Annotated in this window: 15 protein-coding genes; 9 read left to right on the forward strand and 6 right to left on the reverse strand. The window is 56.6% G+C overall.

What is annotated here, in order from left to right; genetic code table 11:
• Positions 1-22 precede the first annotated feature (22 nt).
• Both WJU22_RS12485 and WJU22_RS12490 read left to right on the forward strand, forming a co-directional pair.
• Entirely contained in the window at positions 23-835 is an 813-nt protein-coding gene (locus WJU22_RS12485; RefSeq protein ID WP_341843561.1) for a hypothetical protein, read from the forward strand.
• A 288-nt stretch (positions 836-1123) separates the two neighbouring features.
• Positions 1124-1750, forward strand: coding sequence for a YceI family protein (locus tag WJU22_RS12490; RefSeq protein ID WP_341843562.1), 627 nt, complete (start codon positions 1124-1126; stop codon positions 1748-1750).
• 76 nt (positions 1751-1826) lie between these two features.
• Here the strand turns inward: WJU22_RS12490 and WJU22_RS12495 are convergent, their stop codons facing one another.
• Together WJU22_RS12495 and WJU22_RS12500 are read right to left on the reverse strand one after the other, a co-directional pair.
• Entirely contained in the window at positions 1827-3584 is a 1758-nt protein-coding gene (locus WJU22_RS12495; RefSeq protein ID WP_341843563.1) for a T9SS type A sorting domain-containing protein, read from the reverse strand.
• A gap of 169 nt (positions 3585-3753) precedes the next feature.
• Positions 3754-5655, reverse strand: a complete 1902-nt coding sequence (locus WJU22_RS12500; RefSeq protein ID WP_341843564.1) for an LTA synthase family protein — start codon at positions 5653-5655, stop codon at positions 3754-3756.
• Between the two features lie 374 nt (positions 5656-6029).
• On the opposite strand from WJU22_RS12500, the gene WJU22_RS12505 reads away from it, so the two are divergent.
• A complete protein-coding gene (locus WJU22_RS12505) occupies positions 6030-7358 on the forward strand; it encodes a DEAD/DEAH box helicase (protein WP_341843565.1) in 1329 nt (442 codons plus the stop codon).
• 2 nt (positions 7359-7360) lie between these two features.
• Here the strand turns inward: WJU22_RS12505 and WJU22_RS12510 are convergent, their stop codons facing one another.
• On the reverse strand, positions 7361-9556 hold the full coding sequence (locus WJU22_RS12510; protein WP_341843566.1) for a B12-binding domain-containing radical SAM protein: 2196 nt from the start codon (positions 9554-9556) through the stop codon (positions 7361-7363).
• Between the two features lie 77 nt (positions 9557-9633).
• Here WJU22_RS12510 and WJU22_RS12515 point away from each other — a divergent pair, with 77 nt between their 5' ends.
• A complete protein-coding gene (locus WJU22_RS12515) occupies positions 9634-11676 on the forward strand; it encodes a TonB-dependent receptor (protein ID WP_341843567.1) in 2043 nt (680 codons plus the stop codon).
• 269 nt (positions 11677-11945) lie between these two features.
• Here the strand turns inward: WJU22_RS12515 and WJU22_RS12520 are convergent, their stop codons facing one another.
• The gene (locus tag WJU22_RS12520; RefSeq protein WP_341843568.1) at positions 11946-13850 is read right to left on the reverse strand and encodes an AAA domain-containing protein; all 1905 of its coding nucleotides are present in this window, start codon (positions 13848-13850) and stop codon (positions 11946-11948) included.
• Positions 13851-13935: 85 nt separating this feature from the next.
• Between WJU22_RS12520 and WJU22_RS12525 the strand changes: the two genes are divergently transcribed.
• From WJU22_RS12525 to WJU22_RS12540, 4 genes are all read left to right on the forward strand, one after another.
• Complete coding sequence (locus WJU22_RS12525) at positions 13936-14508, forward strand: RNA polymerase sigma-70 factor (RefSeq protein ID WP_341843569.1); 573 nt, start codon at positions 13936-13938, stop codon at positions 14506-14508.
• 54 nt (positions 14509-14562) lie between these two features.
• Positions 14563-15495, forward strand: a complete 933-nt coding sequence (locus tag WJU22_RS12530; protein WP_341843570.1) for a FecR family protein — start codon at positions 14563-14565, stop codon at positions 15493-15495.
• Positions 15496-15583: 88 nt separating this feature from the next.
• Positions 15584-18187, forward strand: coding sequence for a TonB-dependent receptor (locus tag WJU22_RS12535; RefSeq protein WP_341843571.1), 2604 nt, complete (start codon positions 15584-15586; stop codon positions 18185-18187).
• A gap of 5 nt (positions 18188-18192) precedes the next feature.
• Positions 18193-19050, forward strand: a complete 858-nt coding sequence (locus tag WJU22_RS12540; RefSeq protein WP_341843572.1) for a DUF4249 domain-containing protein — start codon at positions 18193-18195, stop codon at positions 19048-19050.
• Positions 19051-19128: 78 nt separating this feature from the next.
• Here the strand turns inward: WJU22_RS12540 and WJU22_RS12545 are convergent, their stop codons facing one another.
• Together WJU22_RS12545 and WJU22_RS12550 are read right to left on the reverse strand one after the other, a co-directional pair.
• On the reverse strand, positions 19129-20742 hold the full coding sequence (locus WJU22_RS12545; RefSeq protein ID WP_341843573.1) for a SusD/RagB family nutrient-binding outer membrane lipoprotein: 1614 nt from the start codon (positions 20740-20742) through the stop codon (positions 19129-19131).
• A gap of 11 nt (positions 20743-20753) precedes the next feature.
• On the reverse strand, positions 20754-23852 hold the full coding sequence (locus WJU22_RS12550; RefSeq protein ID WP_341843574.1) for a SusC/RagA family TonB-linked outer membrane protein: 3099 nt from the start codon (positions 23850-23852) through the stop codon (positions 20754-20756).
• A 470-nt stretch (positions 23853-24322) separates the two neighbouring features.
• Between WJU22_RS12550 and WJU22_RS12555 the strand changes: the two genes are divergently transcribed.
• On the forward strand, positions 24323-24769 hold the full coding sequence (locus WJU22_RS12555; protein WP_341843575.1) for a MarR family winged helix-turn-helix transcriptional regulator: 447 nt from the start codon (positions 24323-24325) through the stop codon (positions 24767-24769).
• Positions 24770-24796 lie beyond the last annotated feature (27 nt).

A 24796-nucleotide genomic window follows, 5' to 3' on the forward strand; every position in this document is an offset into this window, starting at 1 on the left:
ATTTTTCCGGCACCTTACGCCTATGAAAATACCTATTATAACGGCGGCGCTCGTTTCGCTGCTCGCGTTTTCCGCGCACGCACAGCTTTTGCAGAAGATCACGGGGAAGAAGAAAGCCGCGGAAGAAGTGCCCGCAACGCCTGACCCCAAACTGATCATCGGGGGCGACGAAGCCGTCCGCATTGATTCCGCTTACGAATACGACTGGGCCGTGTACCAGGAAAGCGAGGCTTTCCAGGGCAACCAGCGTGTGATCGACGGGGGTGAAGACATCGTTATTTATTACAGCAGCACCCAGGCGGCGTTCAACATCCAGCTCAAGAGCCGCAGTACGGGAACGAAGTATTATTTTTTCGGGGATTTTGAAAAGGAATCGCAGCTGAAACTGGCCGGTGTGGCGGGTGTGGCGAGTGGAGATAAGTCGAAGCTGGAGTTGGAGGGGATGGAGCCCGTTTACCCCGGGGAAATCGGCTACCTGAGCGAGCTCCGGCGCACGGGGTCCAAGAAAGTGATCGCGGGTGTGGCTTGCGAGGAATATGTAGCCCAGAACCTGCGCCACGATCCGCGGGTAGTGAACACCTCGCATACGAAAGTAACGGCCTACGTCTGGATCCCGCTCGATCCGCACTCCGTTTTCCCCGGTTATTCCCTCATGCCCGAGCATTTCAAATTACAGATCGAACGGATGCGGCGCGAAGGATCGTACCCGCCGGTGGTGATGCCCCTGGAAATGTTCCTGGAATACGGGAACGGCGACAAGGTATTCACCCATACCACGCACATCATTATCAAGGAAAGGCGGAAAGTGGACCTGGGCGATATCAACCGGCCATAAAAAAACCGGTTCCCGGGGAGAGGGAACCGGCTCGTACGCCACGGTTCAAATATCTTTTGCACTGGGTCAGGCGTTGCAATGGGTTTTACAGGACCGTTCGTTCAGGGGCTTTTTTGGGCGGATGAAAGACCGGCAATTTGCCAGGCCTTAGAATGGCGGAGGAGACCTGCGAACGATCACGGCACTAAAGTACCCGTCAGAATGTAAAACTTATGTGAAATGTTTGTAAAACAAATGTGAAAGTTATCGATACTGCTGTATATTGGATGATACAAATCAAACTATCACATGCGTAAACTTGCTACCATCCTCTTCATCAGCGGCGCGGCCGTGCTGATGTCGTTCAACGCTCCCGTGTCCAACGCACCTTCTTTCAAAAACGAAGCCGCTCCCGTTGCCTTCAAGGTAGACGGTGCCAAGAGTAAAGTTGCCTGGCTCGCCAAAAAAGTGACCGGCTCCCATAACGGTTCCATCTCCATCTCCGGCGGCGATCTGCAGGTAGACGGCTCCACCCTGAAAGGCGGCTCCTTCACCATCGATACCCGCAGCATGACCGTGGAAGATATCAAAGACGCCAACGGCAACGCCCGCCTGCTCAACCACCTGAAAAGCGATGATTTCTTCTCCGTGGAAAAACACCCGAACGCCACGTTCACCATCACTTCCGCCAAAAAGAAATCCGGCAACGAGTACGATATCACCGGTAACCTCACCATCAAAGGCATCACGCAGCCCATCACTTTCCCCGCGAGCGTGGTCGTGAACGGCAACCAGCTGAACGCGAAAGCCGCCATCACCATCGACCGTACCAAGTTCGACATCAAGTACCGCTCCAAGAGCTTCTTTGAGAACCTGGGCGACAAAACGATTTACGACGATTTCACCATCGACGTGGAGCTGGTAGCCAATAAATAATTCCAGGGAAACATTCCCATACGGCAAAGGCCCGGACCGATTGGTCCGGGCCTTTGCTTTGCGGCGCCCGCGCGTTTTATCGCTTGATGGAAACCTGTTTTTTATGCAGCTGCTGCCCCTGCAGGATGTGCAGGTAGTACGTGCCCTGCGGCAGGTTGCCGGTCGGGATGTTGATGCGCCCTTCGCCGCCGGCGCTGTTCATGGAGCGCAGGAGCGTTCCCTTTTCGTTGAACAGCTGGATGGTGAAGGCCTGCTTCAAATTAGCGGACTTGCTTTCCCGGTTAGGCTCTACAAGCAGGTACGATATGGCCGGGTTGGGATAGGCGATGAACGCGTCGCTTTTGAAGAGCACCTGTTCCGGCGGACAATAATACGCGAAATGCATATCCACGTCCGTTTGTCCGCAACCGTTCTTCAACGTGGCGGTGAAAGTGACGGAAGATTCCGGTTCCAGCCAGTCGAAGTAAAAGGAATTGCCCCAACTGCCCCAGGTTACACCCGGAGGCGGGCCGGAACTGGTGATATTGTAAAACGACGTGACGCCGACCAGATCTACCGTTACCTGCGTGTATTGCATGATGCCGCATACCAGGTTCGTGGAGCCGCCCAGCAGGAGGGGCCCTCCGCCCGCGGGGTTGACCGTGTAATGCGTGCCGCCGGTGGCGTAAGGCATAATGTCGAGCGTTACATTTTTCCGGACGGTGGAGCTGCCGCAATTGGAACTGGCTGTCACTTCCACCCAGGCCGCGCCCGATTGTCCTGCAACGGGCAATACGTTCACGCTGGCGCCGGAACCGGACAGCGTGAGGTTGCTGCTCTTCGTCCAGGTGTAGGCGACGCCGGGAGCACAGGCCCAGAAACTGCTGGCGGTAAATGTGACGGGCGTGGTAGTGCTGGCGCACATCCCTTCAGGGCCGTTCAGGGTGATTGCGGGCGGCGTACCGTTGTAGCTGGTAGTGGCGTTGTAGGTTTTGTAAAGGCTGGCGCCTTTGTAACCCCCTACCGAAATATTGCCGGGATTGGCGCTGAGGCAATTTGTCGTCAGCGTCAGCGACGGCGTGGTGGTGGTGATGGGATTCGACGGCGTTGCGCCGTTATGCAACCATCCGCTGCCAACCGTCCATTGGTAAGCGGTGATGCCGGGCACATTATTCGGATTGGAAAGGGTGAATGTTTGCGACATGCTTTGGCCACAGGTGCCGGCCACGCTCGTCGGCGAAAGCGACAGGTCTGCGCTCACCTGCGTTTCCGTGATCGTTACGCTGCGGATGCAAAGTGTCTGGAAAACCGTGCCTAAAGGCTGAACGGCCGCGATCACCAGGTAACTCTGGGGAGCGGAGAATACGCCATAATTGAATGTGTAATCCGCAAAATTCGTATTCACAGCGGCCGCCTGGATGAGGTTTCCGCTCGTGGTGGGAGTAATGCTCGCAGCACCGTTGCACACCGTGCTGCTCCCGGTAGACGATGTAATGTTGACCCTTACCATTACATCGGCCGGCGTGCCGATCCCTGCAGCATTTACTTTGATACTGTACGAAAATCCGGTTTTGAATGGATAGGCGATCCGGTACTCCGTGCCCTTCGGCGATGATCCACTGGAATTGGACGCATCCATCGTCAGGTATTTATTACTGCCGGAACTGTTAAACCCCGGCTGGCCGATCACCGTAGCATGTTCATAGCCATTGATATTCACCGCCGGATAAAATTTGTTGCAATTGGAATTGCCCGCCCAGGTGGTGTAGTCGAACGTAACCGTTTGTGCGTTTACGGAAAATGAAAAGAATAGTAACGGGATCAAAAGGAGAAATGGGTTGAATTTCTGTTGCATAGGCTAATTGTTGGGGATGATGAATAGGGTTTGACGTAGGCTTTTCGCTTATCTAATATAATAAAAATATTTAATTAATCAAGCGCGGCCGGCCCGGGCAAGCAGAAAAAGGCCCGAACCGCCAAAGAAAGCGTTCGGGCCAAGGTGTAACAGTGGTAGGTTGGGTGTATTATAGTTTCATTCCTCCGTTTTTGAAAAGGTAGTAGGCCGTCTGGTAATTGGCGATGGCTTCCTTCACCAGCGGCTGATCTGCCGGTACGGGAACCTGTTCGTTAGCTGCCTTGTTGTACCGGAAAGTTTCCACTACCTGCTGCGGGCTCAGGATCACCAGGCGGTCGTTTTTCATATACGCCAGCTTCTGGTAAGTGCCGAGCATGATCCGTTCCGAGTAATTCGGGCTGAGGACGTTCTCCCCATATAAATTGCTGGAATAATCCCAGTTCAGGAAGCAGAACAGGGTCGGGAACAGGTCGATCTGGGAGCACATTTTCCCGATTTCCATGGTGCCTGCGCCGGGAAGGTTGCAAACGATGGCGGGGATGTGGTATTTCGAGATGTCGATCTCGTTTTTGCCTGCGCTGCTGGCGCAATGGTCGGCCACGAAAACGATGACGGTATTGTTGAACCAGGGTTTGGTGCGGGCGGTTTTGAGGAATTGCCCGATCGCGTAGTCGGTATATTTCACCGCGCCATCGCGCCCCGATCCCGAAGGGATATCGATTTTCCCTTCCGGGTAAGTGAAAGGCCGGTGGTTGGAGGTGGTCATCACGAAATCGAAGAACGGTTTGCCGGCGGCGTGCTTGGCGTCTGCATCGCGGATGACGGTGTGATAGAGGTCTTCGTCGCAGATGCCCCAGGCGTTGCGGAAGTTGATGAGGGAATCGGGGATGGTAGTGCGGGCGGAATCGATATCGTCGTCTACCAGCATGTTCCGTCCTTTATCCGTAATGGCGTATCCGTTGCTGCCGAAGAATTTGTTCATGTTGTCGAAGAACCCGTCCCCGCCGTAAAAGAACCCGGTGGCGTAGCCCTGCTGGCGGAAAATGGCGCCCACGGTGCTGAGGTTGTCGTTCCCGGGCCTCCGCACGATGCTGCTGCCGGGTGTGGGCGGCACCGCGAGCGTGAGGGCTTCCATCCCGCGGACGGTCCGCGTGCCGGTGGCGTACATGTTCGTGAAAACGACGCTTTCTTTGGCGAGGGAATCGAGCACGGGCGTCAGGCCGTTGGTATTGCCGAACCTGCCGAGGAAATCGGCGCTGAGGCTTTCGATGGTCACGAGGATGACGTTCGGGCGAACGGCGTCCCCGCTATCGTTGATGCTCCGGCGGATGGAGAAATCCTTCCCGTCGAAGGAGGAAAGGCTGTCGCCCAGCTGGTGGCGCATCATGGCGAAGGCTTCCTTATTATCGATCAGCCGGTAAAAATGTTCGTAATTGAGTTCATTGTTCTTGAACGCCGAGAAGAAGGAATATACACCCGCTTTGGCGAGCTCGTCCTGGTACCGGTTCCTGCCATTTTCGGCGAGCGCGTTGGGTACCCACAATGCATAGACCGCCGCAATGACCACGAGGGTCACCAGCACGGAGATCCGCTGCAGGAACGCCGATTGGCCCTTGAATGCCATCCGGAACCAGCCCCTCCGCACAAAGATCCACATCAGCACCGCCGTGATCGCCAGCATGGAACCGATCAGGATCGGCAGCGGGTACGATTCGTTGATGTTGTTGATCACCTCATACGTGTAGATCAGGTAATCCACCGCAATGAAATTGAAACGGCTCCCGAACTCCTCCCAGAACGTGAATTCCGCGAAAAACGAGAACATGAGGATGAGCGTGGTCAGAAAGAACCCCGCATACGTAATGGCCCGGTTCACGAACGTATCGTTCCATTTCGCCGGTACCAGCACGAGGTACAACGCGTACGGCAGGCTGAAAAAGACCGCCACGCCAATGTCGAACAGCAGCCCGTAACCCAGCACGCGAAAAAACGATGCAAACCCGATGGCCGCATCTTGCCACGACCAGATCAGCAGCGCCATCCGGACGATAAAGGAAAGTAATAGCATCATGCCGCCAAAGCGCAGCAATAAACCAAATGTGTTTTTACCTGGTGACTTCATGGTGGAATAAGGATCGGTTTGGTTGAAAGTACAGCATATGCGCTCCTGTGGCGCGTTTTAGACGTCAGTTGTAGGTTGATTGTGAATGTAAACAGTTGTTCCCCGCACGCCCGGAAATGCCTTCGCCTTCGCCGGCCGCGCTTATGGTGGGCGAATGTAATATTTTTATCATGCGGGACGTCGGATTTTTTTTCCGAAATGTAGTTTGGGGTAGCTAAAGTGTTGGAATTCAATATTGTAATACCTTCGATTTCAAGGGCAGGAATTGTGTTTTTCACGGATGGATGCCGATTTGAGCAGGAATCGGCGTAATTTTGCCGGCTATGACATTCGAGGATTTAAATCTGAACAAGCCTTTGCTGAACGCCCTGGAAGACCTGGGTGTTTCCACGCCCACCACCATCCAGGAAAAAGCATTCTCCGTGGTGATGTCCGGGCAGGACGTGTGCGGCATCGCGCAAACGGGCACGGGTAAGACTTTCGCCTATCTGCTGCCCTGCCTGCGCCTGTGGTCGTTCGCCAAAGAACGTTATCCCCAGGTGCTGATCCTCGTTCCCACCCGCGAGCTCGTGGAACAGGTGACCACGGCCGTGCAACAACTCACCAAATACATGTCTGTCGAAACCGCCGGTTTTTACGGCGGCGTGAACATGAAAGGCCAGATGGCTGCGGCCGACGGTAAGATCGATATCGTGGTGGCCACGCCGGGAAGGCTGGTAGACCTGATCCTCAGCGGCGCACTCAAGATGAAAAACATCAAGCGGCTGGTGATCGATGAGGTCGACGAAATGCTGAACCTCGGTTTCCGCCCCCAGCTCACCCGTGTGCTCGACATGCTGCCCGTTCGCCGGCAGAACCTCATGTTTTCCGCGACGATGACACCCGAGGTAGACGCCATCATCCACGATTTCTTCCATAACCCTACCGTGATCGAAGCGGCGCCGGCAGGAACGCCGCTGGCCAACATCCGGCAAACCGTGTATCACGTCCCCAATTTCAATACGAAAGTCAATTTGCTGGAATACCTGTTGCTGAACAGGCCGGATATGAGCAAGGTGCTCGTTTTTGCGTCCACCAAAGCCCTGGCCGACGAGCTGTACGAAAAAATGGCGGAGCACATGCCCGGTGCGGTAGGTGTGATCCACTCCAATAAAGACCAGAATTTCCGGTTCAACAGCGTCCGCCAGTTCCGCGAAGGCGTGTTCCGGGTGCTGATCGCGACGGATATCATGGCCCGCGGGCTCGACATCGCCGAGGTGTCTCATGTCATCAACTTCGACATGCCCGAATCCCCCGAAAACTACATCCACCGCATCGGCCGTACGGGCCGTAAAGACGCGGAAGGCAATGCCCTTACCTTCGTGACGGAAAAAGAAATGCCCCTGCTCCGGCAAGCCGAAGCGCTCATGAAGTTCGAAGTTCCCGAAGAGGCGATCCCCGCCGAAGTGGAAATTTCGACGGTGCTCATCAAATCCGAAATCCCGGAAGTCATCGTTCCCAACATCAAGCTGAAACTGCGCAGCACCACGGAAGGCGGCGGCGCGTTCCACGAAAAGCTGGAAAAGAACAAAAAGGTGAACGTGAAAATCAGCCACAAGGAGAAAATGCAGCTGAAATACGGCAAACCGAAAAAACGGCCGAAAAAACGCTGATCCTACAGCTGTAACAATCCCGCTTTATGGAGCGTGTTCACGGGCTTATTGTCCCAGAACAGCTCGAAATCCTCCAAACCTGCAGCGCTATAGCTCGCTTCCACGTCTTTGAGCGTGAGGGGCGTGGCGGCCTGTACCGATAACTTTTCCAGCATATCGGCCAGCCAGATCCCCTGTTCCTTGCCCACGCTGATGCTCAGCGGTTCCTTGCGCGTCTGGAACGTGAGGGAAGTCACTTCCCAGGTACTGCCTTTTTTCGATTTGGTCAGCGTCTGCACCTGCGGTTTTTTGCCCAGCCAAACCACTTTGGCCGTGGGTTTGCGGGCGCCGAGCGCGTCTTCCTGCAGGGCTTTTTCGATGTAATCGGGCGGGATCTTGGTGCGGGGGATTTTCATTTCGAACCAATGCTGCAAAGGATCGTCGAGGCAAATGCCGTGCATGAAATTGAAGAGCGATTTCTTCAGCCCGAACGCGAACTGTTCGTGATCGGCGCCGGAATCGTCGATATGCTCGAGGTCGTTGTTCGCAAAAGCGCCAACGGTTTCGGATACACGTTTGACCTGGTATTTTTCGGGATTCAGCCCCACCGGGCTATGCGCCGTCATGGTAAACAGGTGCCAGAAAGCGGATTGGAGGATGCCCGTTTTGAAAAGCTGGCGCACCATTTCCAGGGAGTCGATGGTTTCCTGGGCGGTTTGCGTGGGGAAGCCGTACATGAGATAGGCATGCACCATGATGCCCGCTTCGGTGAAATTGCGGTTCACCTGCGCCACCTGCGCCACGGTAATGCCTTTCTGGATGAGCTCCAAAAGCCGGTCAGACGCCACTTCCAGCCCGCCAGACACGGCAATGCAGCCGCTGGCTTTCAACAGCAGGCACAGGTCTCGGGTGAAGCTTTTCTCGAAGCGGATGTTGGTCCACCAGCTCACAGTGAGTTTCCGCTTGATGATCTCGAGCGCCAGCGCGCGCATGAGCGCGGGCGGCGCGGCTTCGTCCACGAAATGGAATCCCGTTTCGCCCGTTTGCGCGATGAGCTCCTCCATCCGGTCTACCAGCATGGCCGCGGCCACGGGCTCGTACAGGCGGATGTAATCGAGCGAAATGTCGCAGAAAGTGCATTTGCCCCAGTAGCAGCCATGGGCCATGGTGAGCTTGTTCCACCGGCCGTCGCTCCACATGCGGTGCATGGGGTTAACGACTTCGATGGCGGAAATGTATTTGCCGAGATGGAAATCGCTGTAGTCGGGCGTTCCTACCTGTCCTTGTTTATAATCCTTGCAGGATGCGTTGTTGATGTAAGTGACCTGCCCGTCTTTCAGCAGGAAAGTCCTTTTCAGGTCGCTTTCCGGCAGTTCGCCGGTGATGTGGCGGTAGAGGTTTTCGATGGGCGCTTCGCCGTCGTCGAGCGTGATGTAATCGTAGAATTCGAACACGCGCGGGTCGGAAACGGAGCGCAGTTCGGTGTTCGCGAATCCGCCGCCCATGCACACTTTCACCTGCGGGTAATGTTGTTTAATATATTGCGCGCAGCGGAGGGATGCGTAGAGGTTGCCGGGGAAGGGCACGGAAATGGCCACCATAGCGGGTTGTATGGTTTTCATCCGTTCTTCCAGCAGGCGGATCAGGATTTCGTCGACGTAAGTGAGGGGTTGACGGAGGGCTTCGTACAATTCATCGAAGCTGTTGGCCGAGCGGCCGAGTTTTTCGGCGTAGCGGCTGAATCCGAAGTGCTCGTCCACACATTCCTGGATAAGATCGGACAGATCTTCGAGGTACATGGTGGCGAGGTGTTTGGCTTTGTCTTGCGTGCCCATGGAGCCGAAGGCCCAGCCGAGGTCTTCGAGCTGGGAGAAGCGGGACGCTTCGGGGAGGAAGTCGCGCTTGCAGATCCGGTGCGCCAGGGTGGGATTGTGGCCTTGCAGGAAAGAGATCACGTCGTCGATAGTATGCACGTAATCGTCTTGCAGGGCGAGAATGCGCGCCGCATTGGGGCTCAGTTCCCTATCCGCCGGAATGCGGGCGAAGAGGGTGGAAAGGCCGTTTTTGGAGAACAGCGCCACGGTGGCTTCGATGCCCAGGTCTGCCTGTACGGAGGGGATGCCCCTGGTATTGAGGAAACCTTTCAGGTAGGCCGTGGCCGGGTAAGGCGTGTTCAGCTGTGTAAAAGGCGGTGTAATGAGGAATACGGGTGCGCTCAAATTCGGATTCGTTTAAACCGCAAAATTAACCCGAAATAATTAAACCCGGATTTTTCCTATTTTACGAGCTGCGAGTTATGAAAAGAAAGATGATCATAGCGGCCATGGCCTTCGGTCTGCCGGCCGCTGCACAAACGGATACCACGGTGCTCCAGGGCGTTACCGTGCAGGGGTACGCCCAGCAGCGCGACCTCTCCACCGTTCCCGGGGCGGTGAGCGTTATCAGGGAGCAGGATTTGCAGCGGATAGCCCCCGGCTCCCTCGTGCCCGCGCTCAACGCGGCGCCGGGCGTGCGCATGGAAGAGCGTTCGCCGGGCAGTTACCGGTTAAACATCCGGGGCAGCTCCCTGCGGTCGCCCTTCGGCGTCCGCAACGTCAAAATGTATTATAATGGCCTGCCGTTCACTGATCCCGGCGGCAATACTTACCTCAACCAGTTTTCTCCCGTCATATTCTCCTCCCTCGAAGTGCTGAAAGGCCCCGGGAGCAGCCTGTACGGCGCCGGAACAGGGGGCGTTCTCCTGGGAGACCGCCGCTTCGGCCCCGAAAACAGCTTCAGCGCGGGGTATACGGCCGGCAGTTTCGGCAGTCACCAGGCGGTAGTCAGCGCCGATTTCGGCAGCACGAAGTTCCGGCAACAGGCCATGGCATCGTGGCAGGAGGCAGGCGGGTACCGCGACCGTACCTACATGCGCCGCTATGTGGCGGGCTGGGGCGGCAGATGGGAGGCCAGCGAACGGTCTGTGCTGGAAGCGCACCTGCTGGCCGGCGATCTCTATTACGAAACGCCCGGCGGTCTCACGCTGGCGCAGTTTCTCGCTAATCCGAAGCAGGCGCGCCCGGCAGCGGGGGCTTTCCCTTCCGCAGCAGGCGCACATGCCGCCATTTACCAGCAAACGCTGTGGGGCGGCTTGAAATGGGCGTACCGCTGGAACGAGCATTGGGAGCATGCCGTGGGCGTGTACGGCGCCTGGAGCGGCCTGCGCAACCCGTCTATCCGGAATTACGAACAACGCAACGAGCCCCATGCCGGGGCGCGGACGGTGGTGACCTGGAAACAGGGGCCCTGGCGCGTGCTGGCGGGAGCGGAAGCACAAACAGGGAATTTCCGCACGCGGGTATCTGCGAATAAGAACGGCGAGGCGGGCATGCTGCAGACAGACGACCGCATCCGCAACGGCCTCCTGTCCCTCTTCGCGCAGTCTGAGCTGGTGCTCGGCGGCGGCTGGGTGTTCACGGCCGGTCTGAGCATGAACGGCGCCAATACTACGATCCGCAGGGTGTCGGAAACGCCGGTATTCCGGTTCTCCACGCAATACGACAAGGAATGGGCGCCGCGACTGGCCATTCTGAAGCAGTTCAACGCCTGGGCCAGTGTGTATGCCGTAGTGTCTAAAGGGTTCTCGCCACCGGCGGTAGCCGAATTGCTGCCATCTACCAGCGTCATCAATACCGATCTGCAGGCGGAAAAAGGATGGAACTACGAAGCCGGCGCACGCGGCGGCAACAGCCGTTTCCGGTACGACGTGAGCCTGTTCCGCTTCCAGTTGAAAGACGCGATCGTGCAGCGGCGGGACGCTTCCGGCGCCGATTACTTCGTGAATGCCGGCGCCACCGTGCAACAGGGCGCGGAAGTGGCCCTTGCGTATCAGCCGCTGGATGTGCTGGGGCTCCGTGGCGGGTGGACATTCCACCATTTTCGGTACGACGAGTTTTCCCAGGCCGGCAAATCATTTAACGGCAACCGTCTTCCCGGAACGCCGCAACATGCGCTCACCGCTTCGGCGGATGTGCGCATCAGTCCTGCGTTCTCGCTTTTCGCCACCTGGCTGTACAACGACGATATTTTCATGAACGACGCCAATACCGATAAATCCGCCGCCTTCCACCTGCTTGGCCTGAAAGCCGAATACAAACTGAAGGGCAGGGGATGGGATGGCCGCCTGTTCGCCGGAGGCGAAAATCTCCTCAACCAAACCTACAGTCTCGGCAACGACATCAACGCCGCCGCCGGCCGTTATTACAACGCTGCGCCCGGTCGTTCTTTTTACGCAGGTTTCGCCGTGAAATTGAGCGGATGGAAAACGCCTGCAAGTAAATACCAGCCGATGTTCCGGTAAGGTATATAACAATAATTCCAAAAATGATTATCCCCCGGAACGCATAGCATTCCGGGGGATTTTTATTGTGTGTTCCCGTAAGAAAATATTGCTGGATAAGTTGTGCTTAAAAAAGTGCGTCGCTGCAATGGTTGCATCCAACATGCCTTTATCTTTGCTTTGTACTTGATTGGGGCCAATCCCCACAGGTACCTCATGGCGGCTCCGGCTGCCTCAACATATACCGCCCGCCCTGCCCAGGTTTACACCGAAGCATGGCGGGTACTTTTTTACACCATATATTCCCACGCACTTTTGTAAGCATCGTTCGCTTCGGCGTAGGCGATAAAACCCGCGTAGTACGGCAATCTCGATAATGTTGCGCTGTCGCCGATGACCACGAGTTTTTTGCGCGCCCGCGTCATGGCCACGTTCATCCGCCGGATGTCTGACAGGAAGCCGATCTTGTTGTCGGAATTGCTGCGCGTCATGCTGATATACACCACGTCGCGCTCCTGCCCCTGGAAGCTGTCGATCGTATTGACGGAAATCCTGTCACCGAAAATTTTAAGATCGGGATGATGGTCGAGCTGTTCGCGCAGCAAACCGATCTGCTCCTTATATGGCGCAATCACAGCGATAGAAGGGAAATTGCCGGGTTGATAATGCGGCAACAGCGTTTCCACGAAGCCCGCCAGGTGGCGGAAGAGGAATGCCGCTTCTTCGGGGTTGGAGGTGCTGGTGCCTTCCGACTTTTCATCGAACCCGCAGCCCGCCGTGTCTACGAACGCCAGCGGCGCATCTTCGCCGAAAAGCAGGTGCCCCGCCACGGAAGGGTGCGCTTTCAAACGGCTGTCGTAAAATGCGGAGGAGGAATATCCCATGATGGTATTGTGCATGCGGTATTGCTCTTCGAGCATGGTCACCGATCCCGGATGCCGGGCGGCGAGCTTTTCGAGCAGGGTTTCTGCGAGGCCGTTGCGCGCGGCGTCTGCCGATTTGATGGTAGGCGGCAGCTGGCAATGGTCGCCGGCGAGCACCACTTTTTTCCCTTTCAGCGCGGCGATCCAGCAGGCGGGCTCCAGGGCCTGGCCGGCTTCGTCGATCACCACGGTATCGTATTGCAGGTGGCGGACGGTGTAATGTTGCGCGCCCACCGGCGTGGCGGTCACCACCTGCGATTTGTCGAGAATGTCCGAAACGATGTACTGTTCCATCTTTTCGACGCTTTGCATGATGTTGCGGGCTTCGGCGAAAAGGGCTTTCCGCTGCTCGCGCTCCGACTTCCCGAAATTGCGTTTGTATTTATGCGCCATATCGCGGAACTCGTTGGCCTGCTTGCGGAGCCGGCGGATTTCCTTGACAGACGAATGGTTGCTCACCTGCGCATCCAGCGTAATGTCCGTCAATTTCTCAGATACTTTAACGGGATTGCCTACACGGAGTACGCGGAGGCCTTCGGCGAAGAGTTTCTCGCTGAGCAGGTCTACCGCGGCATTGCTGGGCGCCACCACGAGGATCTTTTTATCGTCGTTGGAAAGCAGCGCCTTGATGGCCTGTACGATGGTGGTGGTTTTGCCGGTGCCGGGAGGGCCGTGCACTACGGCCACGTCGTTGGCGGACAAAATTTTATTAACGGCTTCCTGTTGGGAAGGGTTGAGGGTTTGGGAGGAAAAGGGTGAATGATGTGCGTCGAACGCAGGTTGTTCCGCGCCGGTGAGCACGCGCACGAGGCGGCCTTCGGTAGATTTTTCGAGGAGAGATTCCGCTTTCTGGAGGGCGGAGAACATTTCTTCGTAGCTGGCATTGTCGAACAGCAGATCGATGCCCAGTTTGCCGCTGTCTGCCCATTCCGGCAATTCATCCGTTTTGAGCGTGATCTTGAGGCGGTTGCCGCTTTGCCAGGCAATGGTACCCTCGGCACGGTACTCCTTCGGATCATGCTGCGAAAACAGCACGGCCGACGCGCCGAAACGCAGCTGGTGCGGCACATCGTGATGCGTGGTGCGCTCGATTTCCACCGTCAGGTAATCGCCCCGGCTCATTTCCGAACCGCGGATGGCCACGGGGTACCAGGAAAGGCCATTGGCGCGCCTTTCGGACACGGATACGCTTTCTGTGAGTTTACGGTAATTTTCCCTGTCGTCCGACTTCTCCTGCTGCAACAACTGCCGGAGCCTGCTGAAATAATCCATCCCGCAAAGGTAATCATTCCCCGAAGGTCACCCATCAACCTTTAAGAACATATTAACATTTTGATGGCTATTTTCGGGCCGCCGTATGTCACCCAACCCTCACCTGCAACTGTCCGATCCCGAATTGTGGGATAAAGCCCGGTCTGGCGACCTCCGGGCGTTCGGCGTACTGTACGACCGCCTCTGGGAGCCGCTGTACGAAACGGCCTGGTGGCGTCTGCGCGACGAAGACGCGGCCAAAGACATTGTCCAGGAAACATTTATCCACTGCTGGCAACAGCGCGCCACGCTGCTCATCCGCGAATCGCCCGGGGCATATTTCCGGTCGGCCGTTCGCCGCCGCGTCCTGAATCATTTACAATCCGCCGCCGTCCGTGAGAAATACACCCGTCTTTCCGGCGAAAGCCTCCCCGTTTTGAGCCACGACGCTTCCGAAAAAGTGGCGGCCCGCGAACTGGAAAGCCATTACCGCGCACAGCTGGCCCAATTGCCGGAAGCGATGCGCGAAGTGTTTACGGACAGCCGTGAACTGGGCTTGAGCGTGGCGGAAATCGCGGAGAAAAGACGGTTGTCGCCCCAAACGGTGAAGAACCAGCTGTCTGGCGCGTTGAAGAAAATGCGCAAGGGGCTGGGGCAATGGTTAAAAATATTTTTCTGACGCATAGTACCGGGATGGTCCGGGCGCTGTCTATACATCAGCAAGGAGAAAAACATGGAAGATCCCCGCATCCAGGAGCTACTGGACAAACACGCCGCCAATGCCTGCACGCCGGAAGAACTGGCGGAGCTGCACCGCTGGTACGACGGTTTCCCGCAACGGGGAACGCCGGAAGGCAAGGCTGTGGCCGGAAGGGAGATGAAACAGGCCGTATTTGACGCCATCGGCGGAACGGTGGCTGTTTCCGCGCGGAGGCGCGCCATCCGCACCTGGAGCGCCGCTGCGGCCGCAGTGGCGATGCTGGCGGGCGGATGGTGGATGTTCCGGCAACAGCACGTTTCCCCGGTTATCGTAGAAGTGCGTGTTCCGGCGGGCGACAGTTCCCGCAACATCCAACTGCCCGACGGCTCCCGCGCCTGGCTCGCTGCCGGCTCCACGATCCGCTATCGCGAAGGGTTTGCGGGCGGTGATAGACATGTGGAACTGCCGGATGGACAGGTCTTCTTCGAAGTAGGGCCATCCACCGAAAAACCTTTCAGGGTTATAACGGGAAAGGGGCTGGAAGTGAAAGTCCTCGGCACCGGGTTCACCGTTACCAGCTGGCCGGAACTCCCGCAGACAGACGTGTACGTGGCTTCCGGGGCCGTGCAGGTGAGCGATAGCGCCGGTGTGGTAGGAGTGCTGCGCGCGAAGGAAGGATTGGGGTACGAACGGGGGAAACCCGTCCATAAAACCACCGGCGACCAGCCCGATCCCCGCAGCGGAACGTACCAGCTGAAGGAAGCCGACTTCGCCACGGTAGCTGCTCTCGTGAAAAGGCGCTTTGGCCTGGAACTGCGTTATGATCCTAAAACCATGCGCGAAGTTCGGTTCAACGCGATCGTGGAAGGCGGCATGACGGCCCCCCAGTTTTTCGATATGCTGCAATTGCTCAGCGGGATCCCCTGGAAACAGGAAGGGAACACCGTTTCATTTTTCAATTCATAACCCGAATCCGACAAATTAATCCGCCGGATGCGCGCCCCGCCGAAAAGCGGCAGGGAACGTATTGCCGGGACCATCCCAAACCGATACCATGCGATTTTACCTGACATGTATGCTCTTCCTGTGCTGCCTGGGCGTATCTGCCCGGCAGTCCGGGAAAATCTCGATCACATTCCCGCGGACTACGCTGGACACGGCTTTTCGCCTCCTGGAAACCAAAACCGGCTGGCACATTTCTTTCGAATCCAGCCGGGTGAAACACCTGAACGTAGCCGCCCGCACTTTCCGCGACATGACGCCGGAAGCGGTGCTGACGAGCCTGTTAGCCGGCACGCATTTAAGCTTCCGCAAAAGCGGGATGAACGTGCTCATCATTCCCCGGCCGCCGGCCAAAACGCTCAGCGGCTTCGTTTCGGACGCCGGCAGCGGGGAACGGTTGCCGGGCGTAACGCTGGCTGCGCCCGACTTCCAGCAGGGAACGGTCACCAATAGCTTCGGGTTTTACAGTCTTTCCCTGCCCGCCGATAGCTTGCGCCTGCAAGTCGGCTACATGGGTTACCGCCGGCTGGATACCGTGCTGCTCCTCCGCGACGATGCGCATCTGAACCTGCTGCTGGAACCCATTACCCAGCAATTACATGAAATAACCGTGAAGGGCACTGCCGCCGAATCGATCGAAGAAAGTTCGCAGATGAGCCGGATCACGCTGCCGCTGGGCGTTGTAGGCTCCACGCCGCGGATCCTCGGGGAGAAAGACCTTTTCAAAACCCTGCAATTACTGCCCGGCGTGAAGCAGGGCACCGAAGGCACGAGCGCCCTGCTGGTGCGTGGCGGTACGCCAGACCAGAACCTCATCCTGCTCGACGGTGCGCCCATGTATAACCCGATGCACCTGCTGGGTGTGTTTTCTACTTTCAACACCGCCGCGCTTAAAGACGTAACGCTCTACAAAGGCGCGTTCCCTGCGCGTTTCGGTGGCCGCCTTTCATCCATTGTTGACATCACCACCAAAGACGGCAACATGCAGCAAATGCATGGCGAAGCCGGCATCGGGCTACTGGCGGCCTCGCTGTCGGTGGAAGGGCCGATCAAAAAAGACAGAACGTCTTTCATCGTTTCCGCCCGCCGGTCCTATCCCGACCTGGCCGCTACTTTTTTTGTGAAACGCAACGATAAGGGGCTCGAGAAATTCAAATCGTATTTCTACGACGTCAACGCCAAAGTCCACCATCGGATCTCCGACCGCGACCAGCTCTATTTCAGCGTGTACAGCGGCCGCGATCAGCTGCATATCCGCACCCGCGACATCCCGGATAAAGAAGAGCGGAAAGATGATTACAGTATCAATAACACGAATGTGAGCTGGGGGAACCATATCGCGTCGTTCCGCTGGAACCACGTATTTTCTTCCCGGCTTTTCTCCAATGCGATGCTCATCGGCTCGCGATACCAGTTCAAGGTGAAGAACAGCCTGGAAGAAATGTATAACGGTTCTTACTTTTCCGAGCGGCTGGAATTGCATACCGGGATCGAGGATTACGGGGGAAGGATGGATTTCGATTTCCGGCCGAAGCCATCACACACCATCCGGTTCGGTACTTCGGCGATGTACAGGGTGTTTTCGCCGGGCGTGATGCGGCAGCGGCAGGAAGGGAGCGGCGTTGGCGTCCTGGATTCCACCAACGCCAACGAGCGTGTACGCGGCGCCGAATTTGACCTGTACGCGGAAGACGACTGGGAACTGACCCGCCGCCTGAAAGTGAACGCGGGTTTGCATTGGAGCGGGTTCGCCGTGCAGGGGAGGTTCTACAATTCGCTGCAGCCGCGGCTGAGCGCGCGGTACATGCTGCCGGGGAACTGGGCGCTGAAAGCCTCGTATTCGCGCATGACCCAATTCATCCACCTGCTGGCCAACAATACGATCTCGCTGCCCACCGACCTCTGGGTACCCGCCACCAAATACATCCGCCCCCAACAGGCAGACCAGTACGCTGTCGGCGTTGCGAAAAACCTCTTCGGTGGCAAATACGAATTTTCCGCCGAAGCGTATTACAAAAGCATGCGCAATGTGATCGAATACAAAGACGGCATGGGTTACATCACTTCCATCCGGGACAATCAATGGGAGCAAAGTATCGCCGTCGGGAAAGGGAGCGCATACGGATTGGAGCTGTTGCTGAAAAAGCCGACAGGAAGATTGACCGGATGGATCGGGTATACCCTGGGCTGGAGTTACCGCCAGTTGGACGGGGTGAGCATGGGAAAGCGATTCCCCTACAAGTACGACCGCCGGCACGATCTGCATATACTGGCTGCGTACAAACTGCGGAAAAACATCGAGCTCACCGCCAGTTGGACTTATCAATCCGCCGCCCCGCTCACCGTATCCGTTGGCCAGTATATGAGCATATATGGATCCAATCTCCAGTGGATCAGCCAGGTTTCCGGCCGCAACAACGTTCGCCTGTTGCCCTATCACCGGCTCGACCTGGGCGTGAATTTCACCAAAGTCAAAAAGAACGGAATGATCCGCACCTGGAACATCAGCATCCTGAACGCCTACAACCAATTCAACCCGTTCTTCGCCACCGAAGCGGCCTGGCGAGGCGATGAGCGGCGACCGGGGAAGGTGACGATGCAGCTGTCTAACCTGATGCCTTTCATGCCGAGTGTTTCCTATCAACTTAAATGGTAAAAATCATGAAACGAATATATTTACTCTTAACGCTGTGCGCCGTTGCCTTTCCGGGCTGTATTAAATATATATCGCTGGACGTGGAGCATGAAGTGAAACCCGTGCTGAACGCGCTCATGTACCGCGACAGCATTTTAACCGCGGAAGTGAGCATCAGTATGACACCGAATACCGCAATGCCAGGCCTGCGGAGCGACGCGGTAGTGAAGTTGTACGAAAACGGTACTTTCCTGGAAACGCTGGCGAAAAATGAGCACGAAGGCAAAACGCGGTACGTGAGTAGCCGGCCGCTGAAAGGGGGGACGCATTACCGGATCACCGCCGAAGTGCCCGGTTACCCGATGGTGGAAGGGGAAGACGTGATCCCCGGCCAGGTGATCGATTTTACGGCAGACCTGGAAAAGCGCCCCGCCAATGGTGCGAACGATTATTTCATCCAGTTGAAGCTGAACGATCCGCCGGCGCAGCGGAATTATTACCGTGTGCGGTTGTATTCCCTGACCCAATATTCAAATTCAACACCCTGGCGCCGTCTGAGTAACATCACGTACCTGGGGCCCGAGCTGGAAGACCTTTTCTTCGGCGAAAGCAATCTGTTTCAATATGTGTTCGACGATGCGATGTTCGGCGGGCGTATCCGGCAATTGCCGTTCAAAACCCGGGAATGGTACCGCGTTATCAAATTCGAGCTGGAAGTGAGCGAAATTACCCGCGACACGTACCTCTTCATGCAATCCGCCGAGCTGCAACGCAGCAAGAACCACCATGCTTTCGCCGAAAAAGTGACAGTGCATAACAATATCCGGAACGGGCTGGGCCTCGTTGGCGGGATCGCCATCGGGTGGAAGGAATTAATTCCCTGATAGCTACAGATTACCATGTAAAGCAAAACGGCGCCCCGTTCCCGGGAGCGCCGTTTTTTTATTACGGTACGTTGTGCGTCAGGGCTTGTCCCACCAAACAGGTTCCGCCATATAGGTCGGATTTCCCGCATTGGGATTGGCTTCCAGCACTTTGACCATGTTGTAGTTGATCTCGTACGATGGAACGGCGCAACGGCGCGGCCAGTCGGTGGGGTTGGGATAACCTTCGGCCATTACGTGCGACGGCCGTTTGAACCCTTTGTAGACACCAGTGGCTTCGTTGTAATTGCCGCCCGCGTCTGCACAGAAATTCATGCGGCGCATATCCATCCAGGCTTCCGGTGAATAGCTCAGCGCGATCCATTTCTGGATCATGATATGGCTCATCGTGATATCCTGCGCGTTTTGCACAACGGATGTGCTGGCGAGGAAATTATCGATCGTGGTGCCGGCAATGCCCATGGTGTTCATATGCGAGCGGATGCCGGCTTTGTAGGCGGCCAGTGCTTCCGGGCGCTTGCCCTGGCGGAACAGCATTTCCGCTTCGATGAAGCGCATTTCGGCGTTGGTGATCAGCAGGCCTTTGCCGCCGCGTTGGGTGTACCAGGAGCCGGTGGACACGATTTTATCGCCGGGCTTCGGGGCCACGGGGTTTTTCCGCAGCGTGATGAAACGCGCATCGCTGGCTGCCGGGCCGGATTTGGGCATGTCGGACGCCATATCTACGCCCTCGGAGCGTACCAGCACGCCGCCGGCGTCGGTTGCACTGGGGATCATGAGCGCGGCGCGCGGGTCTTCCATGTTGTTGGCGCCGGTAGGGGCGCCGGTGTATTTGTTGGTGAGATAGTCGATGAACAGTTTCGTGGGGCGATAGTTGTTGTTGATGTTCACGTATTGCAGCGCGGCCTGAACGGTAGAAGTGGCCGGCGATTCGTCTACGTATTGCATGATGGCGCCCTCATCGTCGGTTTTAGGCGCCTTGTCGAGCAGATCGAGCACGGCCTGCGGATTGAATCCCGCTTTCTTGGAAGTGTGCAGCAGGAAGCGGGCCTTCAGCGCATAGGCCATCTTGATCCAGTCGGTGGCACTGCCGCCATGCAGGTAATCGCCTTTGGAAAGGGCGGGGGCGATGGCGCCCTGGGTTTTCTGGAGGTCGGCGATGGCTTCGTCCAGCAAGGCCAGCACTTTCGTTTGCACGTAAGCGCCGTCGTCGAATTTGGGCGTGAGCACTTTCGGATCGTCGAACTCATCGTAAGGCAGCATGCCGTAATAATCGGCCATGTACCCGAATCCCCAGGCTTTCATGATCTTGCCCACGCCCACGTAATGCCAGGCGTCCACTTTCTGCGCGGCAGCGATCATGGGCTGGATGTTCACGGCAGTGTTCACATACCAGCTCTGCCACGGCCATCCGGCAATGGCAGACGATGCGGCGGTGGAATTCCAGCGGCTCATTTCGTAAGCGGCCAGACCGTTGACGTAAACGGTGGCGAGCTGTTGGGTGACGAGTGCCGCGCGGGTGCCGGCGCTTTCATATCCGTCCACGAACTGCGCGAGGATGGGCGGAAGGCGCTGCTCGGGCGTGGGGTCCGCTTCCTGGCCTACGTTCGGGTTTTGATTGATGTCCAGCCATTTCTTACAGGATGTGAAGGAAACGGCGGCTATGGTGAGAATGCAAATGATCTTTTTCATGTCCCTCAGAATTAGAATTTAACATTTAAACTAACACCCAGTCCGGAAGTGGAAGGGATCCCGCCGTAGTCGATGCCTACAGACCCGGAACCGATCACACCCGCGCCGGCAGCGCTGGTCTCGGGGTCCATACCGGTGTAGTTCGTGAACAGCAGCAGGTTGTTGCCGTTGAGGCTCAGCGATGCGTTTTTCACCCATTTCATGCTGGTGAACATTCCCTGCGGGAGGTTGTAGGTGAGCGACAGCGAGCGCAGGCGCATCCAGTTCACTTTTTCCACGAAGAAGGGGATATGGTTCAGGTACATTTCGCGGTAGAATTTCTCCGTAGCTTTTACGGTAGCGGTTTTAGCCTCGTACTTGTTGGTGCCGGGGTTCATGGAAACGCCGGTGAGGGTGATGTCCTGGTCACGGTTTTCGGTGATGGTGCTGAGGCCGTTGCTCACGAGCATGTATTCCGTTCCGTTGAACACATCTCCGCCCAGCCGGAAATCCCACAGGAAGGAAAGGTTCCAGTTTTTGTAGGTGAAGCTGTTGTTGATGCCGCCCAGCAGGTTGGGCTCGCGGTTGCCCACGTTTTCGGTGGTGTTGCCGGAGATTTTGGGCAGGCCGGTCACCCAGTCGAGGATGGTGTTGCCGTTTTCGTCGTGCTGCCAGCGCGAGCCGCTGAGGCCCATGAAGTTGCCGCCGTCGAACGAGGCTGCTTTCGCATTGCCGACCTGCACGTCTGTCACGTAAAGGATGGGCAGGGCAGCGGGGAGCGATTTCACGGTGCCTTTGTTTTTGGAGAAGTTCAGCGCCACGTCCCAGTTGAAATCCTTTTTGCGGATGGGGTTGGCGTTGATAGACACTTCAATCCCCCGGTTCTCGATCTCGCCGGTATTCACATAGCTGAGGATGTAGCCGGTGGCGTTGGACACGCGGGGCTGGAGGATCTGGTCGCGGCTGTTGTTGATGTAATACGTTACGTCCAGCCCGAGGCGGTTGCCGAGGAACCGCAGTTCCGTACCTACTTCTGTGGATGTAGTGGTTTCCGGTTTCATGTTCGGGTTACCGCGCGTCCATTCATTGCGGAAACCGCCGCCGATGGTCAATTCCGGCGTTTTCAGGTAAGTGGCGGTCTGGTAAGCCGGCGCCACTTTGCCCACCTGGGCCCAGGAAGCGCGCACCTTGCCGTAGCTGAGGATGCTGTTCTTTTCCATCAGTTCGGTGAAGACGAAACTGCCGCTCACGGCGGGGTAGAAGAACGACCAGTTATCTTGCGTGAGGGTAGACGTCCAGTCGTTACGCCCCGTGGCGCTCAGGAACACCATATTTTTATACGAAACGCGGAGATCGCCGTAAGCGCCCACGAGCCTGGAGCGGTCGAGCTTCTGCAGGGCGTAGCGGTCGCGGCGGTCGGCGTTGTTGATGGTCCATTTGTTGGGCAGCAGGAGGTTTTCCGCGCGGAGGGAATTGGATTTCGTTTTGAAATCTTCCGCGGTGGTGCCCAGCAGGAAGTTCAGGTCCCAATCCCTGCCGATGTTCTTGTGGAAGTTCAGCATGAAGTTGGAATTGATGTATTGATAGTTCCTGTCCGTTTCGGAGATCATCCCTTTCAGCCAGGCTTCCTTCACGGAGGAGCCGGGGGAAACGATGGTGGAGAACTGGGTCACGTAATTATCGATACCGAGGCGATAGGTAGCGTCCAGCCAGTCGGTGATTTTCACGTTGGCGTAGGCCGTTCCCAGCCAGCGGTTGGTTTTATCGCCCTGCGGGTTGCGGTGCAGGATCCAGTTCGGGTTTTCGAGGTCGCCGTCGGCATCGAGGCTGATGGCGGGCAGGAGGCGGACCTTTGCGCCATTGGGATCGAGCCAGTACCGCATGTCGCGGTTACGGGGCCATACCAGCGCGCCTTCCAGCGCACCGTTGGTTTTGGCTTCCCAGAGCCCGTTGGCCGTGAGGGTTTTGGTGGTGTTGGCGTGGGAGAAGGAAGAATTGATACCGAAAGTGAACCGCCCTACCTTCTGTTCACCGTTAAAGCGGACCGTGGAGCGGTTGAAGCCCGTGGTAGGCACGATGCCGGTTTGCCGGAGATCGGAGCCGGAAAGGAAGAAGTTCCCGTTCTTGTTGCCGCCCGTAACGGTGAAGCTGTTATCGAACGCCTGGCCGTGCTGGAAAAAGTTGCGGACGTTGTCGTACACTTCCTCGCCTGCTTCGAAGCGTTTGCCCCAGGAAACGGTGGTTTGGTCGGTGAACGAGCCGTTCAGCGAAGAGCCCTGCTTGAAGGTGCTTTGCTGTTTCGGTAGTTTGTTCACCCAGCTGTTGGTGTACCGGGATGTGATGGATGCGCTCACGGCGCCGTCTTTGCCCTTTTTGGTGGTGATGACGATGGCGCCGTTGGCCGCGCGGATGCCGTAGAGGGCCGCGGCGGCGGGGCCTTTCAGCACCGAAATGCTTTCGATGTCTTCCGGGTTGAGGTCCATCGCGCGGTTGGAGTTGGTGGTGGAGCGGTTGATCATCCCGTCGAAGGCGCTGTTGTCTCCCTGGCCGGTGGAGTTATCGATCGGCATACCGTCTACCACGAACAGGGGCTGGTTGTCGCGCTCGAGCGAGGTGCCGCCGCGGATAACGATGGAGGCGGAGGAGCCGGGGGCGCCACCGGAGTTGGTGATGTTGAGGCCGGCGATCTTGCCGTTGAGGGAATTGATGAGGTTGGGATCCTTGTTTTTCATCAGTTCATCGGCCTTGATGTCTTGCACGGAATACCCCAATGCCTTTCGTTCCTTTTTGATGCCCATGGCGGTTACCACCACTTCGCCGAGCGCGCTGGAACTGGTTTCCATTAAGACGCGGAGCGTGGCGTTATCCCCGATCAGCACGTCTTTGGTGACATAGCCGATAAAGGAGAACTCCAGCACTTCGCCGGGCGCTGCGGAGATGGTGAACTGGCCGGATGGGTTGGTTTGCGCATAGCGCGTGGTGCCTTTGATACGGATGGAGACGCCGGGCATAGGTGTGCCGTCGTCTCCCTGCACGGTGCCGGTGATGGCTTTTTGCTGGGCCGGGGAGATGGCTGGCAGCAATAGGAGTATTAACGACAAAGCCGTTAATAGCCTGAGCATGTTTCTCATGGTAGCTGATTTTGTGAAAGAATATAACTGGTTGACAAATAGTGACATAGCTGAGCTGCATGCACATTGCACGATTTAAATTGGTTGCCGTTCCCGTGTCTTTTGGGCAAAGGGTTATCCAGACGTGGGTTTCCCGTTTGTTTTACAATGTGTTAAGGAATAGCGATTTGATTTTGATAAATATGCTGTCGTACTCGATGATTTCCCGTTGAAAAGCGTTTTCCCTGACCGGAATTGCGAATTCGACACCAATATAAGCGCAAAACCCGGTGAAATCAATGGATGTGGATTATTTTTTATTTCATATGCTTGCGAATTGCTTTCAGGGTGTTTACATTTACGCTTTGAAATCCCCCATATCGCCCCATGATTTGTATTTTATTGATTGTTAACGGTATAGGATTTCGGGGGATGATCGGGTAGGCTTGATAGTTTAACATTTAACTAATTTACTGTATCTTTGCATTGTTATGATACCATCGAAAGAATTTGAGCATATCCGCAATACCCTGGACGCGATCACCAGTTTGCGGTCGGCCATGCGGCAGTTCATCTCCAAAAAGATCAAGGAAGGGAATTATGACATCACGTACGAGATGATGCAGCTGCTGTTGGTGCTGTGGCGCGGCCATGAAGTGAACCAGCAGGAGATCGCCAACCTGCTCATCAAGAACAAGGCGAGCATCACCCCGTTGATCGACAACCTCAGCAAGCGCAAGCTCGTGGTGCGGACGGAAGACCCGTCTGACCGTCGCAACAAGATCATCGCCCTTACCAAGGCCGGGCGTGAGTACATGGAGGCGTTCAGCCCGGTGCTCGACGATTTCTTCCATCGGATAGAGACCGGCGTGACCATGGCCGAACTGGAAATGGTGAGCGAAGTGCTGATGAAAATGCGGAGGAACCTGGTGTCCTGATTTTTTTGCCCTAATGGTTAAAGATTT

The organism is Chitinophaga caseinilytica, from assembly GCF_038396765.1.
GTDB classification, from domain to species: Bacteria; Bacteroidota; Bacteroidia; order Chitinophagales; family Chitinophagaceae; genus Chitinophaga; species Chitinophaga caseinilytica.

What these genes read in the sequence shown, in the direction of transcription:
- WJU22_RS12550 (WP_341843574.1), bottom strand. Translation starts at nt 23,852, where the DNA reads ATGAGAAACATGCTCAGGCTATTAACGGCTTTGTCGTTAATACTCCTA.
- WJU22_RS12495 (WP_341843563.1), bottom strand. Translation starts at nt 3,584, where the DNA reads ATGCAACAGAAATTCAACCCATTTCTCCTTTTGATCCCGTTACTATTC.
- WJU22_RS12515 (WP_341843567.1), top strand. Translation starts at nt 9,634, where the DNA reads ATGAAAAGAAAGATGATCATAGCGGCCATGGCCTTCGGTCTGCCGGCC.
- WJU22_RS12540 (WP_341843572.1), top strand. Translation starts at nt 18,193, where the DNA reads ATGAAACGAATATATTTACTCTTAACGCTGTGCGCCGTTGCCTTTCCG.
- WJU22_RS12555 (WP_341843575.1), top strand. Translation starts at nt 24,323, where the DNA reads ATGATACCATCGAAAGAATTTGAGCATATCCGCAATACCCTGGACGCG.
- WJU22_RS12535 (WP_341843571.1), top strand. Translation starts at nt 15,584, where the DNA reads ATGCGATTTTACCTGACATGTATGCTCTTCCTGTGCTGCCTGGGCGTA.
- WJU22_RS12485 (WP_341843561.1), top strand. Translation starts at nt 23, where the DNA reads ATGAAAATACCTATTATAACGGCGGCGCTCGTTTCGCTGCTCGCGTTT.
- WJU22_RS12530 (WP_341843570.1), top strand. Translation starts at nt 14,563, where the DNA reads ATGGAAGATCCCCGCATCCAGGAGCTACTGGACAAACACGCCGCCAAT.
- WJU22_RS12525 (WP_341843569.1), top strand. Translation starts at nt 13,936, where the DNA reads ATGTCACCCAACCCTCACCTGCAACTGTCCGATCCCGAATTGTGGGAT.
- WJU22_RS12490 (WP_341843562.1), top strand. Translation starts at nt 1,124, where the DNA reads ATGCGTAAACTTGCTACCATCCTCTTCATCAGCGGCGCGGCCGTGCTG.
- WJU22_RS12520 (WP_341843568.1), bottom strand. Translation starts at nt 13,850, where the DNA reads ATGGATTATTTCAGCAGGCTCCGGCAGTTGTTGCAGCAGGAGAAGTCG.
- WJU22_RS12545 (WP_341843573.1), bottom strand. Translation starts at nt 20,742, where the DNA reads ATGAAAAAGATCATTTGCATTCTCACCATAGCCGCCGTTTCCTTCACA.
- WJU22_RS12505 (WP_341843565.1), top strand. Translation starts at nt 6,030, where the DNA reads ATGACATTCGAGGATTTAAATCTGAACAAGCCTTTGCTGAACGCCCTG.
- WJU22_RS12500 (WP_341843564.1), bottom strand. Translation starts at nt 5,655, where the DNA reads ATGATGCTATTACTTTCCTTTATCGTCCGGATGGCGCTGCTGATCTGG.